The 15906-nt window shown below is 38.2% G+C and carries 13 protein-coding genes; all 13 read right to left on the minus strand.

The window, feature by feature from the left end:
• Nucleotides 1-257: 257 nt before the first annotated feature.
• The 13 genes from ABD031_RS19780 to ABD031_RS19840 all read right to left on the minus strand — a co-directional run bounded on the left by ABD031_RS19780 (nucleotide 258) and on the right by ABD031_RS19840 (nucleotide 15906).
• Complete coding sequence (locus ABD031_RS19780; RefSeq protein WP_343854483.1) at nucleotides 258-2708, minus strand: leucine-rich repeat domain-containing protein; 2451 nt, start codon at nucleotides 2706-2708, stop codon at nucleotides 258-260.
• Nucleotides 2695-3534, minus strand: coding sequence for a hypothetical protein (locus ABD031_RS19785; protein ID WP_343854485.1), 840 nt, complete (start codon nucleotides 3532-3534; stop codon nucleotides 2695-2697). The genes ABD031_RS19780 and ABD031_RS19785 overlap by 14 nt, the downstream gene beginning before the upstream one ends.
• Nucleotides 3531-4106 (minus strand): hypothetical protein, encoded by a 576-nt coding sequence (locus ABD031_RS19790; protein WP_343854486.1) that lies wholly within the window; start codon nucleotides 4104-4106, stop codon nucleotides 3531-3533. Before ABD031_RS19790 ends, ABD031_RS19785 begins: the two co-directional genes overlap by 4 nt.
• Nucleotides 4107-4131: 25 nt before the next feature.
• Nucleotides 4132-4602 (minus strand): nucleoid-structuring protein H-NS, encoded by a 471-nt coding sequence (locus tag ABD031_RS19795; RefSeq protein WP_343854487.1) that lies wholly within the window; start codon nucleotides 4600-4602, stop codon nucleotides 4132-4134.
• An 814-nt stretch (nucleotides 4603-5416) separates the two neighbouring features.
• A complete protein-coding gene (locus tag ABD031_RS19800) occupies nucleotides 5417-7132 on the minus strand; it encodes a capsule assembly Wzi family protein (protein ID WP_343854490.1) in 1716 nt (571 codons plus the stop codon).
• Complete coding sequence (locus tag ABD031_RS19805) at nucleotides 7132-8217, minus strand: DUF1972 domain-containing protein (protein ID WP_343854493.1); 1086 nt, start codon at nucleotides 8215-8217, stop codon at nucleotides 7132-7134. The genes ABD031_RS19800 and ABD031_RS19805 overlap by 1 nt, the downstream gene beginning before the upstream one ends.
• Nucleotides 8218-8229: 12 nt before the next feature.
• The gene (locus ABD031_RS19810; RefSeq protein ID WP_343854494.1) at nucleotides 8230-9321 is read right to left on the minus strand and encodes a glycosyltransferase family 4 protein; all 1092 of its coding nucleotides are present in this window, start codon (nucleotides 9319-9321) and stop codon (nucleotides 8230-8232) included.
• Complete coding sequence (locus tag ABD031_RS19815) at nucleotides 9287-10507, minus strand: hypothetical protein (RefSeq protein WP_343854495.1); 1221 nt, start codon at nucleotides 10505-10507, stop codon at nucleotides 9287-9289. The genes ABD031_RS19810 and ABD031_RS19815 overlap by 35 nt, the downstream gene beginning before the upstream one ends.
• The gene (locus ABD031_RS19820; RefSeq protein ID WP_343854497.1) at nucleotides 10504-11199 is read right to left on the minus strand and encodes an acyltransferase; all 696 of its coding nucleotides are present in this window, start codon (nucleotides 11197-11199) and stop codon (nucleotides 10504-10506) included. The genes ABD031_RS19815 and ABD031_RS19820 overlap by 4 nt, the downstream gene beginning before the upstream one ends.
• Nucleotides 11196-12386 carry a glycosyltransferase gene (locus tag ABD031_RS19825; RefSeq protein ID WP_343854499.1) on the minus strand — a complete coding sequence of 397 codons (1191 nt, stop codon included), beginning with the start codon at nucleotides 12384-12386 and terminating at the stop codon, nucleotides 11196-11198. Before ABD031_RS19825 ends, ABD031_RS19820 begins: the two co-directional genes overlap by 4 nt.
• Nucleotides 12376-13815, minus strand: coding sequence for an oligosaccharide flippase family protein (locus ABD031_RS19830; RefSeq protein ID WP_343854500.1), 1440 nt, complete (start codon nucleotides 13813-13815; stop codon nucleotides 12376-12378). The genes ABD031_RS19825 and ABD031_RS19830 overlap by 11 nt, the downstream gene beginning before the upstream one ends.
• A complete protein-coding gene (locus ABD031_RS19835; protein WP_343854502.1) occupies nucleotides 13808-15145 on the minus strand; it encodes a glycosyltransferase family protein in 1338 nt (445 codons plus the stop codon). The genes ABD031_RS19830 and ABD031_RS19835 overlap by 8 nt, the downstream gene beginning before the upstream one ends.
• A complete protein-coding gene (locus tag ABD031_RS19840) occupies nucleotides 15145-15906 on the minus strand; it encodes an AglZ/HisF2 family acetamidino modification protein (protein ID WP_343854503.1) in 762 nt (253 codons plus the stop codon). The genes ABD031_RS19835 and ABD031_RS19840 overlap by 1 nt, the downstream gene beginning before the upstream one ends.

The following is a 15906-nucleotide window of genomic DNA, read 5'->3' on the forward strand; positions in this document are numbered from 1 at the left end:
TGAATTAAAGTTACCGCCGTATGCGGGTAAATTTTTGAAGCCAGTCGGGAAGCTTCCCGACATTTTTTAAGATGTGCTGCAAGTGTGTATCGAACCTCGGTTCGGTTAGTACGGAAAGTGTTATCCTTCATGACCGGATAACACTTTTTTTTGTCTCCACACTGCCAGACCACTTCGCTCCTTCGTTCAAAAAAAAACCTGTCGGGTTTCTGAAACCGGACAGGTCGTCAATCAATTCAACAGATTTAGCGTAGGCCTTAATAAAATCTTACTTCGCATTCTGGATGAGCGGACTTAAAGGAATCCACTGCCCGGCTGTTCAGTCTGGTGTTGAAGCAACTGAGCTTCTTCAGGCTGGAAATGCCGTCCAAGGGTTTTAGCGATCTCAGATTGGTACTTGCTACATCCAATTCTTCCAAGGATGTCAGGTTTTCCAAACCTTTGAGGGTTTTCAAATTCGTACCAGATATATTGAGCTTTTTCAAAGCTCGCAGACTACTGACAGGATCCAGCTCCTCAATCCCAGTGTTAGAGAGATCCAACTCCTCGAGCGAGGTTAGACCGGAAATCGGCAGAAAGTCCGTCACAGGAACTTGAGAAAGCTTGAGCCTGACAAGTAAACTCATTCCACTGAGAGGGGCCACCGAAGAGATCGGAGCATCAAAAACCTCGAGTCCTCGCAGATTGTCAAAGATCGCAAGAGGCGTCAAATCTGGAACATTCACCCGCTCCAACTTCAAATCCGGCTGGCTGGTCATCTGATGGAGTTGTTCCGTAGTAGGATCTTCGCCCACAGAGAATTTATCCTTGAAGACTTTTTTCCAAGAAGAATCCAATTCGTTCCACCAAGATTTGAGTGCGTCTGTACGGTACACCAAGATCAGTTCCGGTTTCTGGATCAGCACTTCTGGCACTTCCTCCACAGCTATCTCAGATCCATTTACATTGAGATAAGTCAATTCCGGCAAATAGGTTGTGACTTTTATGCTGGTGACTGGGCTATTTTCCAAATTGATATGCTCCAATAGTTCGTTGTCACGAAGAATCCTCAGGTCAGCCACCCTGGTATTTTTTCCTACCAGTTTGACCAAAGTTTTGACTTCGCTCAGCGGCAAAAGATCAGTCACCGGGTTGTTAGAAAAATCGAGCTCGGCAAGATTCACAAATCTGGTAATCGGTATCAGATCAGCAACTTCGGCACTGTCGAGGTTCAACACCGCCAAGGTAACCGTCTGAGTCAGCGTCTCGATGCCCGGTGAATCGCTGGAAATCCGCGGATTATTCCTTTTAAGCGCTTCCTTCCATTCCGAAGAAAGTCCCGCCCACCAGCTTTCCAGATCTTTGACGTGGTGGATTAGCAGTACGTCTGGTTTTTTGCGGACATAGTTATCAGCAGCAGCCACAGTAAGTTTGGTTTCATCTGCCGATATTTTCTTCAGATTCGGTAGAGATTCCAAAGGTGAAATATCTGCGACCTGACTGCCCGAAATATCCAACTGCTCCAAATTTTTCAATTCCTTCAAAGCACTAAGATCCTGCAGGTTGGATAGGGATAGATCCAAGCTCCTCAAGGAAGACAGGCCTGACAGCGCCGAGAAATTGATCATGTAATTCCCACTGAGATTCAGGCTCTCCAGCTTGTCGAGATCTTTGATGTTTTCCAAATTGTTAAATCCAGAACCCGCAAGGTTGAGATTTGTCAGGTTTTTGAACTCATTCAACACCGCAAAACTCATGATTGAGGTGTTTTCTGCTTTGAGTGAAATCAGGCTTTTTAGGTTGAGCAACTGAGAAATATCGTCAATTCCCGTATTGGAAATATCCAAGTGCTTCAGCCGATCTGAATACTTGATAAACTGAATATCGGAAGTCTGCGTATTGGTCAGGTTGAGACTTTCCAGGAAAGTGACATTGGATATCGGACTCAGATCCGTAATGGCCGTATTGGAAATGTCCATCACCTTCAGTTCTCGAAGCTCCGATAGCGCTTTCAAGTCGACGATCGAAGTGTTTCCCGAAATATTCAGAGAATCCACCCCAACAAAACGATAAAGCGACTCGAGTTCAACAGAATCCGGCAGCGCCATATTGAATCTGCCTTTAAAGTAGGTTTGCCAAGCCGAATCAAGCGCCGACCACCAAGCCGTCAACTCCTCATCCCGGCTGACTTTGGTCGTATACACGCTGACGATCTTCAGTTCCTGAGACTTGTCCAGTAGATTCACCTCCACAAATCGTGGTTTGGTGTTCGTTACTTTGTCTCCCGAAAGTGCGGTAGCTGTGATCGTTCGATCCAGAGAAGCAAGAAAAAACACCTCCCCATTTTCTTTCTGAGCAGGTTTAACTTCCCTGATTTTGAATTTGAATTCGACATTTTTGTAGAAAAACTCAATATCCTTCAAGTAAGCGGTGACGTCCTTATTGGTCACTACTTTACGATCGAGCAGCAGATCGTCCTCGACCTGGACTTTTGCATCTCGGAAAATTTTCAGGTAACTCTCGCGGATGATGATGTCTTTGTCCCTAGGAGAAGTCTCCGCATTACCCACGGTATTGAGCAGATATTCCAAAAATCTCACTTGGTCTTCCACTTTTGCAGAATACTCTTGCACCTCCTCCTTGGTATACCCTTTGATCGTCTGAGCACCGAGCGAGAAATGAAGCAAAAAGAGGAAGCCGGAAAGAAGGCAATATTTATTCCTGGTCATAGATGTACTTGAGAATGGTCTCTTTGTCCCCCGGGCCCAGTCTGACCAGATTGGAAACCAGCCAGCCTGTATTAAATCCGGGACGGTTAAATTGGTTGACTTCGAAGTACCAGCCCTGAACCTGGAAGAAATGAAACTTCAGGCCCGTGACGGTTTCAAATCGAAGATTGTTTTGCTTCATCTCATACAAGAAGATTGCCAGATAGTCTGGCTCATAGGAATTGGCAGTAAAAGACTCTGGCAAATTAGAGTCCTGAAATGCCCTACGGAGATTCATAAAGCCCAGTTCATGGCTAAGTGGGTGCAGAAAATCCTTTTGTTCTCCGACAGGCTTATTAAAAAGTTCTTTAAAGGGCGCAAAGACAACCTTGTCGATCACCCATTCATATCCCAGCCTTTCTGCCTGGAGTTTCATGATCAGGGTTACTTTTTCACGTTTGCCTTTGAAGATAAATTGGGTCTCCACCTCGGCATACCACCCTTCCCTGTGAAAATTCAGGTAATGCGGATATACTTCGGAAAGCACAGTTTGAATAAACTGATCTTTCAGATCTGGGGAAACAGAGGAGGTCTGATTGTCGAAAAGGACATTCAAAAAGCCCTTTCTAAGTGGAGTATTCCTGTAAAGTGAGTCTTCTGGGTAAAAGCGGACGGTTCCGTCAACGGACTCTTCCCCGTTGAATCTTCTAAAAAATTGATTGAGTTGCTTTGTGGAAGCGGAAAGTCTGCCGTCATCTTTAATAGTTCCGGGGCTGCCTAAGCCTTGCCCCGGAACATTAGAGATAATTGCAGTAAAGAATGCAATGATCAGAAAGATTTTTCTCATGCGGAGGTTTCAGTCACTCTCACGTCACCTAACATGACGTCCCAAAATTCAATCGTACGACCAGCAATTTGAGTTTGCTTTTTCTCTACGTAGATAGTAATATCCTTTTTGGTAGTGTCTTTGTAGTTCATGCCTGTTTCGATTGAAGTACCTTCAAATCTCTGATAGACAGTGATTACCCCTACATAGCGGCCATCAGGCTGTCTCTCCAAATCAGAGATGTACTGGATGTCATACCAAGAGATATTTACTCGGTCATAGTTGAGAGCCATCAAGCGCTCAAAATATCTTCTCACCTTATAGTATGCGATTTCTTGGGTATTGATGGAGGAAACACCCATCTCCGCACCTGGAGAGAAAAGCTCCTCAGCTCTATCCATAACGCGGTTAGCTTCGGAGAATTGTGTCTCCTTGCTGCCGATGATAGAGATGTATTTGGAGAGATCTTTTACTTTTTCCAAAGCAAGGGAATCAATTGCCTGCTTGCGGGCAGGGCTGATGTTGTCCTGAGCCATCACAGCGACGGAAGCCGAAAGAAACAAAGCCAGGAAGAGAATAAATTTATTTTTCATGTTAATTCAGATTTTCAGGTAGTACTTATTTTCTTCTCAATTCCAGCTCAGACACTTTACCGCTAGCATCCATTCTGATATCCGAGATGTAGTTGAGATTTTTCTTGGTGTCCTTCAGATAATCAAGATACTTCTTGATAGTGGTCGGCTCATCGTAATCTTTGATGCCGTTCTCTTCGTGAATCACGATCAATACTGGAGTTTCCTGATTGGAAAACATGGCAAGCGTTTCCTGAATAGTCTGGTTGGCAGCATTAACACTGCCTGCGCCTGCTACTGCATTGAAATAATTCTCAAGCTTTTCGACAGCTACCTCTTCCGCAGATCGCACTGGAGCTGGCGGAGGAGTCGGCTTAACTACCTCTTCGGTAGGTGCAGGAGGTGGGGTAGGCTGTACGGCCTTCTTTTTACTTTTACAAGCACCCATAGCCAACATGGCAAACAGTGCCAGAAACAGGGTTTTTCTCAGAGAAAAGGCGAACAAGGATTGTTTCATCTTTTGATAAATTAGGATTTTAAGAATGTAAGAATTATTTGCCTAAGGGGGCGACTGATTTGCGTGCAAAGTAAATAAAAACTACCCACTTTAAAGCAAACGCTATTCCTAAACGGAGCCGATAATTTTTTTTTCCCATCAATATTTCCAAAAAGAAAACAGTGTCTTGAAGAACACTTAAAAAAAAAGCTGTCAATTAGCGGTATCGCCAAATTTACTGGATGAAGGGGTGCCTTCTCGAGGCCAATATTAATTGAATATTTTGTTGACATCCGCATAAAAGATCCGAACCAGGAGAATCAGACAAATAGTACAGTTGCTTTCCGGCAAATTAAAGGCACTTTTGCAAACGTGAACCATCAATCAAGTTATTTAAAAATTTCAAAGAAGTGCCTTAGATTGAATAATTTTTTTAAGAAAAATTTGCTAAATGGCAAAGAGGATTCCTAAAAAAGAGCAAAAAATACCCTGTATAGGGTATTTTTTGCTCAGTGTTTTTCTCCGAAATTTGAACAGTGTTAAGTCTTAAATCGGGCGCAAGCCTAAAATAAAAGGCCTCCGGAATCCGGAGGCCATTTTTTTTGGACTTATAAACAGTCCGATTAAGAATTTCCGTGAACAGACTACAAATTTTTTCCAAGTGGAAAAGTCTGCGAAGGGATCAGTAAAGTCATCCTTTTAAAACTCCCGCTCCCTACGGCTTACCCCCCGTATGGAGATTTGCGAAGGAGAAATTTGACGCCGCGGAAACACCGGAGTGTTTTCCGTCAAAAGAAAAATTGAATAGGCTCCGGACTAAAAACACTCACAACCTCTACCTTTTATAAAGTGAATAGATCAAGCTGACTTGAGCTGAGAACGAATTCAAATTTTCTCCACTGGGAAAATCAACGCTGGTGCTTGAATCTGTCTGCCATTGGTAATTTCGGCCTTTAATAAACTGTACCTTGCTACTTACGATAAATCGGTTCCATTGCTGATCCCACAGTAAACCCAAACTAAAATCGATCCAAGGCTGTCTCTCAGGATTGTCTCCAAATGCACCATAGTAAAAATCCTGGTGATTCTCTATCCGCTGAAATAGCAATCCCAACTTGTTTAAGTTATTTACTTTTGCGATTTCCAAAATCTGGGCGTTGGCACCCACTCCTATCCCCACCCCCATAGCTTCTCCGTAGTTTGTAAATCCTCTCACTTGGTGGTGGGTGTGCCAAGTGGCATTATAGCTGCCTACCACCTCATACCTTATATATCTATTGATTGACTCAGACTGATGTATTACCTCGCCTCTTATCTGAAGAAATTCGTTTGATTTAGATTTAGATAGGGTAATCAATTTTGTAAAACCAAACAAATATGCTCTGGCATGTTCTGGATTCAGAATGAATTCCCGCCAATTGTAACTATGGTCACGTTTTCCAAATTCAGAATAAAATTCAAACTTCCCCTTGGGAATTTTAAATTTAAAAAAAACAGAAACCTGCTGATCTTGGGCGAGTCCGTCGTAAGCCACCGAGTGTCCGTCCTCAAAAAACTTCTCTTTTTGAAATGATTCAAAAATTGGAAATCTGCCTTGTAGTGTGCTTTCTACATTCTCGTTGTACTGTTGAAAGGTCCTGTTAAACCCTAAAAAAAAGCCCTTTAAGAAGCTAGGCTGATAGGTGATTGAAATCCCACTTACATAACGCCAATCTCCTGAAAAATCACGAAAATATGAGTTGTTCAATTCGCTGTTTTGCGAAGGCTTGAGTCCTGAATCTTCAGCTCTACCGGCGATGATCTCGCCCTCCAGATGACCGATTCCTATATTGACAGGGGCAGAAGTTCTCAAAAATGCGTGGGGCATTCCCCTCGCATTGTTTGAAAATATCAAGCTGGTAAATTGCCCCGGACCCCACCAAATGTTTTGTGTGCCCACTCCAGCTTCCACCTTTCCAAGATTTAAAGAGATGAAAGACTGGCCTGGTGTCACAAAATTGGCATAGGAATCACCAAAGTACTCTGGGTTGTCTCCATAATTCCAATATCTGAAACGCTCAAAATTCACGCTATAAAAAAAACTACCCCCGTATCCCTGAAAACGGCTATTCTGGCTATTTACAAATTCTGGACTGATTTGAATTTGCAAAACTGACAATCTGGCGAAGATTCCGAAGGAGAGCAGGTTTTGCCAACCTGCGCCATTCAACATTGCAGAATTTCCCCAGCCAAAAGGACGATTGGAATTATACACCGAGGTATTCATAACTGGAAGAATCTTAAAGTCAGCAGTCTTCCACTTTTTCGGGTTGTAGACCTTTTTCTCGATTGAATCAGTCTCGACAGCTGTCTCTTCAAAAAAAAGGTTGCCTTCGCTCACTCTGACTGGTCGCAGGGCAAAGGAATAGTTTTTAAATCCTTCGTCAATCAAATTTTGTCTTCGAGCTACCTCTTCCAACACTGGATATCCGGCGGGGATAATTTGTCCATGTATTTGCCATGGTAGCAGCCAAAACAAAAAGACAAACAAAAGTTTCTCCTTGCTCAGCATCAGAGAGATTCCAACATGGCGACATACTTTTTGGTAATGGCCCGCCAAGAATAATTTTTCTTCGCCAGTTTGGCAAGATCAAGCTTCATCTGATCACTATCCAGATCTCTAATCTGAAACAAAATACCTTTCAACTCTTCAAAGCTGCCGAAATATAACGCTTTGCCAAAGGTCGTTTCCCTATTGTAGTTGACTCCATAGGCAATCACAGGCAAGCCTAAATACATCGCTTCAACAAGTGAAGGATTCGTTCCGCCTGCGCTATGGCCGTGCAGATAAAAGAAGCAGTTGGAACGAAGGACGTTCAATTCCTCGTTCTCATAAATGGGATTGTATAGAATAATGTTTTGCACCTTCGAGTATTCTTGGTAGAGCTTCATTCCGTACTCGTTTGAACTCCAATTGCCAACCACTACATAGGGCATTCCGATTTCACACTCCTTGAATGCACGAAGTTGCATTTCTATGTTATTTTCGGGTTCAATTCTACACACGGTGAACACATATCCTGAATTGAGAAATGAAAACTTTTTCAGAAAATGATGTGGCTCTACCTTACTAACATGATTAGCGCCATAGGCAATCAAGAAGGACGATTTTCTATATTCTTGCGCAATGTAGTTTTGAATATGCTTGTTGTCTGCCACGACGCCGTGGGAAAAGCGTACCGCAAGTCGCTCGGAAAATTTCAAAAATTTCTTTGCAAAAAAACCCCACTTATCCCTTCTCCATTCCAATCCATCTATGTGAGTAATAATCTTGGCCTTACAAAAAGGTCTTAATAACGGGATCATGAATGCACCCGAAACTCCCAAGAGCAAGATATAATCCTGATTTTTGTAGGTTCTTAGCAAAGAAACCGCATCATAGACTATGCTGCTAACCCCATTGGCCTTCTGGTTTAAATATACCAGCTTCGCACCCTTATACATCCCTATTTTTTCGGGATAGGATTTGCTTTCACAAAAAACGGTGACGTCGTAAAACTTAGGCAAGAGGTCCAGTAAATTTTCGACGAGCGTTTCAAATCCGCCATAATTTGCCGGAACGCCCACAATGCCAAGGATTGCTAATTTTCTACTCATGATATCTCTTTTCTAATCTTCGAAAAATTTGTCCACCAATTCCGCAATTCCTGATTTAAATTTTTCGTTCGTGAAAAGGCCCGCATTTTCAACACTTTTAATACTCATTTTCTTCCAAATGGCAGGTTCAGAAGCGAGGAGTCTGATTTTTCCGATCAAACCTTTTAGATCGCTTGAATCAATTAAAAATCCGTTTTCCCCATCTTGAACCAACTCTGTAATACCGCCGACAGTCGGCACAATTACAGGCAAGCCATAATTCATAGCTTCAAGGATGGTCATCCCAAAGGTTTCGATCCATGAATTTTTGTCAGAGAGATTAACAACTAAATCCGCATGTTGATAATGCACATGTACGTTTTTCTGGGTAGGAAAAATTTTCATATTATTTGGAATAACTACCTTAGAAACAAAATCCGAAACGTCTTTAACAGATTCACTCAACACCAGGCAAAAAGTAAGATTACTCAGTGACTTCGCCAATGACAAAAACTCATTTACACCTTTATATGGTCTTAAGGACGCAAGCATCAATACGTTGAAAACACTGTTGCAAGTGCTTTTGATTTCTCGTGGGTAAGATGCAAACTCTTGAGAAACCGAATTATAAATCACACTGACTTCGGACCCTGTATTTTGATGGTTTTTTCTTAAATAATTTGAGACTAGGACAATATGATCTGCAAGTCTGTTGACGACGAAAAATAAAAAAGAGTTTAATAGACGGGGACTGACCTTATCTTCATGAACATGGACGATGACCGGAAATCTTCGAACCTTCGCAAGCAAAATACCAGAAAAAGGTAAAATAGTATTTACGTAGACCACAGAGTTTCTGTCATACTTTTTAAACAGGATTACAAAAAAAAGAAAAAACTGACTTATAAAAAAACTAAAAAAAGTAATGACGCGAAGTTTAGATCTGAAATAGAAATTACCATGTCTCTTTACATCCTCAATTCCAGATAAAAACCCCTCGCTGTCACTGGTATACAACTCAACACTATAATCCTTTCTCACCAATTCTTGAAGAACATTTCGAAGAATCATGGGACTACCCGTGTAATTATTAAGTAGATGAAAGACGATTATATTTCTTTTCATTTGAGAATCTTGGACTTTGCAATATCAATATAAATAAGATCAGAAACGCAATATTTGACATGGAATTAAACAACATATGTCCCGCTATAAGAGAATAAGAGCAAAGGGAACACCAGACAACGAAAAGCAAATATTGAGATTTTCTAAGTGAAACATACATACCAACCAATATCACGAGCAAGTAAGATAGAACTCCGATTGCGCCGTAACTAAAGAAAACATCAAACAGATCAGACTCTAACGTATCATAAGGAAGGCTAAGATCATGATAATCACGAAACGAAAGAAAAATTCCTGAACCGATGATAGATCTTATTGAATGTAGTCCAGAACTGTTAAACACTTCAAAAGCGTTTCTAATGTACACATCCCTCCCACTTGCAAGAAAAGAAGCTAATGAAGAGCTCGCGCTATATCTAAAAACAATAACTTCAAATAAAACATTAAACACAGAAACTAGTTGATCAAAAAAAACAAAAAAAAGCAAAACAATGGCTATACCCAAAAAATATAATCCTCTTCTATTGTAATACAAAAATACGCCGAAATTAAGTAGAATAAAAAAAATAGAGGCCTTTGTACCCACTAAACCGGTTCCAACTAGAATTACGAGATAATATACCAACTTAGTTCTACTTTTATTCTGAATATAATAATAGTAGGCAAGGATAGAAGAAACGCCCAAAAAAACCGAAAGACCATTCCCAGAGGCAAAAAAGCCCTTAGAACCTCCAGCTCCCTGAGCATAAGTGGATTCTCCGACTCCCAAAACAACTGTCACAACCAGTATTAATGCGTATAAAAATGATCCAATCACAAAATATCTTAACAGGATCATATTGTCGGATACCGACTTACGTAAAATAATAAAAACCAATAGTACAAATATCAGCTTGTACGCATATACCATAGAAAGCAAAAAACCCGTAAAATTTTGATGTAACCAAAAACTAGACAATTCCAAAATTAGAAGTAAAACAGTTATAGTCAACACCAATAGCGCTTCTGAACTCTTTAAAAAATAAAAAGAGAAAATTGTCAAAAACAATCTGAATAGCTGGCTGGGCGAGAAAAGACTTCCCTCTGACAACATTCCGTTGGACAACATAAATCCGGTGAGTCCATCAACGAAAGGTGAAACAAAGAAAAATATAGAAATAAATATATTCCTAAAATTAATGATCATCTAGTCTTCAGTATTCTGGCAGGAATTCCGCCTAAAATAGAATTCTCAGGATAGTCCCCCTCAATAACAACAGCCCCAGCCGCCACAATACAACCATTACCCAAGTTCACACCATCCAGAATAGTGGCTTTAGCACCTATCCAACAATTACTCCCAATCCTAATCCCCTTGCTGTTTACACCTTGAAGTCTAATCGGAAGAGTTAAATCCTTGTAATTATGGTTCTCACTATGCATTGACACGAAATTCCCTAAGATTGTATCACTCCCAATAGAAATCCCACCTGCGCAACCTAGAAAACTATGTGATCCTATTCCTACACAATCCCCCAAAACTAAACCTACACCTAATTTTGATAAAGAACCAGAGCATTCAATCATAACACGTTTTTGAATGGAAACATTGCTTCCCATACTAATTCCATTGATAGATGTCGCATCAATGTGTGAATCGTTATCAAAATTGTACCCATATCCATTCAGCTTCAGTTTTGATTTTGAAACAAACACAACCCCTCGTCCTACTAAAACCTTTCTTTTATAATTAGTTGGAAAATTATAAAAACCACGGAATTGCTTCCAAAGCAATTGGTTCAGCTTACTTATTAAATAGGAAGCTGAAAAGTTCGGATCTATTGAGAAATTATCTCCTTTAAATTTTTTTGCTAGAAATCTAAATAAAGAGTTAATCATAGTTTCTCAATAAACTCGCAAAATAAGTTGAAATGATTTTCTATTGAAAATGATTCTGCCAGCTTAATTGCGTTTTGAGTTTTATACTGGTATGCCTCTTTTTTTTGTAAAATCGAAAAATATGAATTCGCTAAACCTGAAATATTACCTTCCTCGATAAGTACCACAGAGTCTTCGCAATCAATTTGACGATAAATTTCATTGTCCCAAACAATGGCAATTCTACCCGATGCAAGCAACTCTAAATAACCATGCGACAAACCTCCTCCTCCAATAGTCTTTGCTGAGGTTAAAGCGACCCCACAATCGATATTACCTAGGTAATTTGGAATTAAATAATTATCTAAAACACCTATATATTTTAAATTATTAATCAATTCATCCTCAATAAGATGTCTTAATGGACCATTACCAACTACTTGAAATTCAATTAAGGACTTATAATCAGAGTAAAGCTCATTAAATAATTCAATTGATTTCATAAACTCAAAAAACCCCTTTTCCTTACTTAGCCTACCAATAAAAGAGATCACCAACACCTTACTTTTATAATCTACATTCTTGATATCTCTATAGTTACTCAGTACCAATGAATTTGGGATAACATAACTATCAATATTATAATTATTTTTATAAAATAATGAAGTATCCCAACCGTTTGACAAAATAAAAGAAAGAGATTTCAATAGTTGAATTTCTACCGCAGTCATTATTTTAAGCCTAAGCGGACCAGCTAATGCCGCCTGTTGCTTAATAAAAATCGACCTGAGCCATACACCTGATTTTAGCGTTTTATTTTTAAATTTTAAAATATTAAAAATAAATGGAATGAACGCTTCATGAATATTTCCAATCCCTAAGATAATATCCCCCGATTGAATAGATATTTTTAAATTAGAGAAAGCTGAAATCTGAAATTTAAGTACTCTTAAAAAACTTTTAAAAATATTCCCATGACTGGGCAAATCAATTTTCTTAAAAATATCTGGATACAGATAAACCGAATCAATCAAACTTTCCGATTGTGAACGCGAATCTGAAAAATAATACACCACTAGATCAAAGTCTGATGTTTTTCTTTTTGATTCTTTAATGAAATTATTCAGCCACGTTTCTCTACCCCCATCAAAAGAATGTAAAGCAGAAAAAAGTATAAGATGAATTGTTTTTTTACTATTATTTATCATCTAATGAAATCTGATAATTTTTAATTTTATCAAATAAAATCCAATAGGTAGCACCGGAAATAATAAAAAACAAAACAATCTTTAAAAGAAAAAATTCGTTAAATGCTGAAATACTTTGGTTTTTAATAGAAATAAAATATGATATGATAAATGAAAGTAAGGATAAGCCTATTATTTTAAAGATAATAGGCTTAGATATTTTTTGCTCATAAAACTTATTACTATAAAACACATTTATCATAAAAGAAAAAATTGCAGTTATTAACGTAGAAATTGCAACTCCAAATACCCCATATTTTTTTACGAGAATTAAACAAAGAATCAAATTTAATGCTGCAGCAACTGTATTGATTACAGCTAATATCTTTGTCCTTCCTTCTAAAGTCAGCCCAGGAAAAAAAATATAAAGAGAGGAGAATATAACTGATGCAGTAACAACGGGCATAATATACTTCGCTGAAACATATTCCACTGTAGTAAAGATTAAGAGGATGTCAGTAGCAAAAAGGGTTATAAAAAAAAGAAATAGGAATGATCCTAACAGAAAAAAATAAAAAAGCTTCGCCAAAGTATTTTTAGTATTAAAAGCATATGGTGAATTGTAGATTAAGGGTGTAAGTGCACTTGAAAAACCAAGTGTAATTAATCCAACCAATGAAGCGAACCTATACGAAACTCCAAAAATTGCGAGTTCCGAAAGTCCGAGATATTGGTTTATAATAATCCTATCTATATAAAGTGATAAATAAACTGAAACACTGGAAAAAATCAATGGAAAAGAAAAGTAAATCAACTTCCGGGCATATTTCCTAGAAATAAAAAAAGTATAGTATTTTCTATGAGATATAAAAGAAGCAGTCACTGCTACTATACTGGCGATAATGTTAGCAACCAAAACCCCATTTATCCCCAAATTCATATTAAAGAGAAATAAAACAACAAAGGCAACATTAAAAAATGTATAAATCAAAGAGTTAATACTAAATTTAAAACTCTGAAGATCCCACCTTAGATTATTCTGAAAAAACAAAAATAGACCGTTTAGTACCACATATACCCCTATTAAGCAATAAGTGCTGTCGTCTAAAGCGACTTGGAAAACATTTGAAATAATGAACTCTTTAAAAAGCATATAACTAAGGAAAAAAAAGCTATAGCTCCCAACTAAAATCCAAAGAGAGGTCGAAATAAGATGGACTTTCGGTTTAAAAAATCGAAAAGATGGTAAAAATCTAGCAATTGCTTGGGTCAACTCTAACGAAAAGGTAATATTAACAAAGTTGACCAAAAGTAAGATGAGGTCAAGCAATCCATATTCTTCCTGCGTTAAGAATCTAACGTAAAATGGTAAAAGTATTAGAGAAATTCCTCTGGATATAAAGCCAGATAGTGTATAAAGGGAACCATCCTTTATTAACTTCTTAATCATTTTCAATCAAAGACTCATACCTATCAGATGATGAGTAATAAAGAAAATCATGCTCTTCAAGAGATCGAATTTTTTCAATAAGGGATTTGTTTGTCAAACAAAGATTACTGAGACCTCCCACATGATTAACAATACTGGATAGATTGGATTTTAGCTCGTAAGTACTCAATCCCCATCCATGGATATATTTCAAATCTTTAGGATCAAAAAGCCAATTTGGATCATAATTATCGTCAATAATATCAAGATATTTTTGAGCCACAACATCAATTCTCCATTGATTCGACACAAAACTTAGGAGATCTTTTCCTACTTTTCTTCTGAGTTCAGAATCTAAACATAGCTTTCTCAAACCATCTTTTACTAAGTCCGGTCGCAGATACATAGAGGGTGCTATTAGGCCAGAATTTGTTTCTTCCTGCACCAAATCTGCGTAGTAGCCTCCAACTACCACCGGAACACCATACATAGCTGCCTCTGTACCTAATCCACCTAAAGGAAGATCTGAATATAACTCATCAAGCACTATGTCTACACGTCTAATCTCAGAAAGAACCTCTTGATTCGTTTTGTTCACTAATTCAATGAAATCAATGGATATTCCCTCTATCCTTAATTCAGAAATCAAATTCCTAAAAAAATGAGTTCCTTTGGCATTTGGTCTTGAAGGAGCATGCAAAATTTTAATTGCTTTACCATTTTTCTTTGGAGAATCAGGAATTAATACTTTTCTAGTTGGGAATCCTATATTCATCCCATTTATAAAGGATTTTGAATGGAAATGTGCGTGTTGAGGGTAGTTAATAAAAATATCAACATATTTTTCAAAAAACTTAATTTTTTCACTTACTACGCGAGTCTCAGCAATCACCTGATCAATATCAAATCTATTGTTCTTGGAATCATCCTTATACTTCCCATTTAAAAATGGAGGCCTCGAATCACTCCCTAAGGATATGTAAATAATCTTTTTATTTAAAAATCTCAGAATTCTATAATCCCAATACCCTAAAAGCGTGGAATTACATCCTAATATAAAGACATCATATCTTATACTTACAAAAAGTAATATTAGTGAACTATAAAGATGATAAATGAATTTTCTAAATGAATTGGGTTGATTCCTGTACTTTTTACAAAAATCAATATACTTATTAAGAAAATTATGATTTATAGATCGATCGTAATTATACTCAAACGTAAAATTAATATTATTAATGTAACCTACATTTTGGTTTAAGGCAACAAAACCATCATAAAGGTTGGCGAAATATCCAGCAACCTCGCCAAAACCAACTAGTATCCTTTTAGAATTTTGACGTTTCCCCATTAGTTTAGCGCAGATTCTAATTTCACTCGATCCGGAAAGTTAATTAAAACCCCCATTCCTTTTTGTTGATATACAACCATGCTTCCCAATGCGACCGCTGAAGCGCCACCCTTATGAACTGCTTGGGTGATATCCCCAATCGAACCAGCACCCCCGTGCGCAATGATTGGAATTGAACATTCGTCACTCACCTTTTTAATCAAATCTACGTCCAGACCTTTCCAGGTTCCTTCGTGTTCAATATTTGTCAATAGAATTTCTCCAGCACCCAAATCCTCGATAGTTCTAGCCCATGCTATTGGATCATAATTAAATCTAATCTTACCATGGGTACCGAATACTTGATATTTTCCGAAAAAATTTTTCTTTACGTCAACCGCAACTACTATTGCTTGGCTTCCAAACACTTTAGCTATTTGCGTAATCAATTCAGGCTTTACTAATGAGCTGGTATTGATGATAACCTTTTCAAACCCAATTTTTAAAATTTTCTCAACTTCCTGAACAGTAGAAATTCCACCTCCATAGCTCAAGGGCATGAAGCACTCCGTACTGATTCGCTCAAGCATTTCAAAATTTGGTTTCCTATTTTCTAAGCTTGCTGTTATATCTAGAAATGAAAGTTCGTCCACCTCCAATTCATTAAAAATCCTACAAGTATTAATAGGATCTCCAATGTATTTTGGTTTCTTAAAGTTGATCGTTTTTACTAAGACTGAATCTTTCAGTAACAGTACTGGAATTACTCTAGTACGAAGCAT

Source organism: Algoriphagus jejuensis (assembly GCF_039523455.1).
GTDB lineage: Bacteria > Bacteroidota > Bacteroidia > Cytophagales > Cyclobacteriaceae > Algoriphagus > Algoriphagus jejuensis.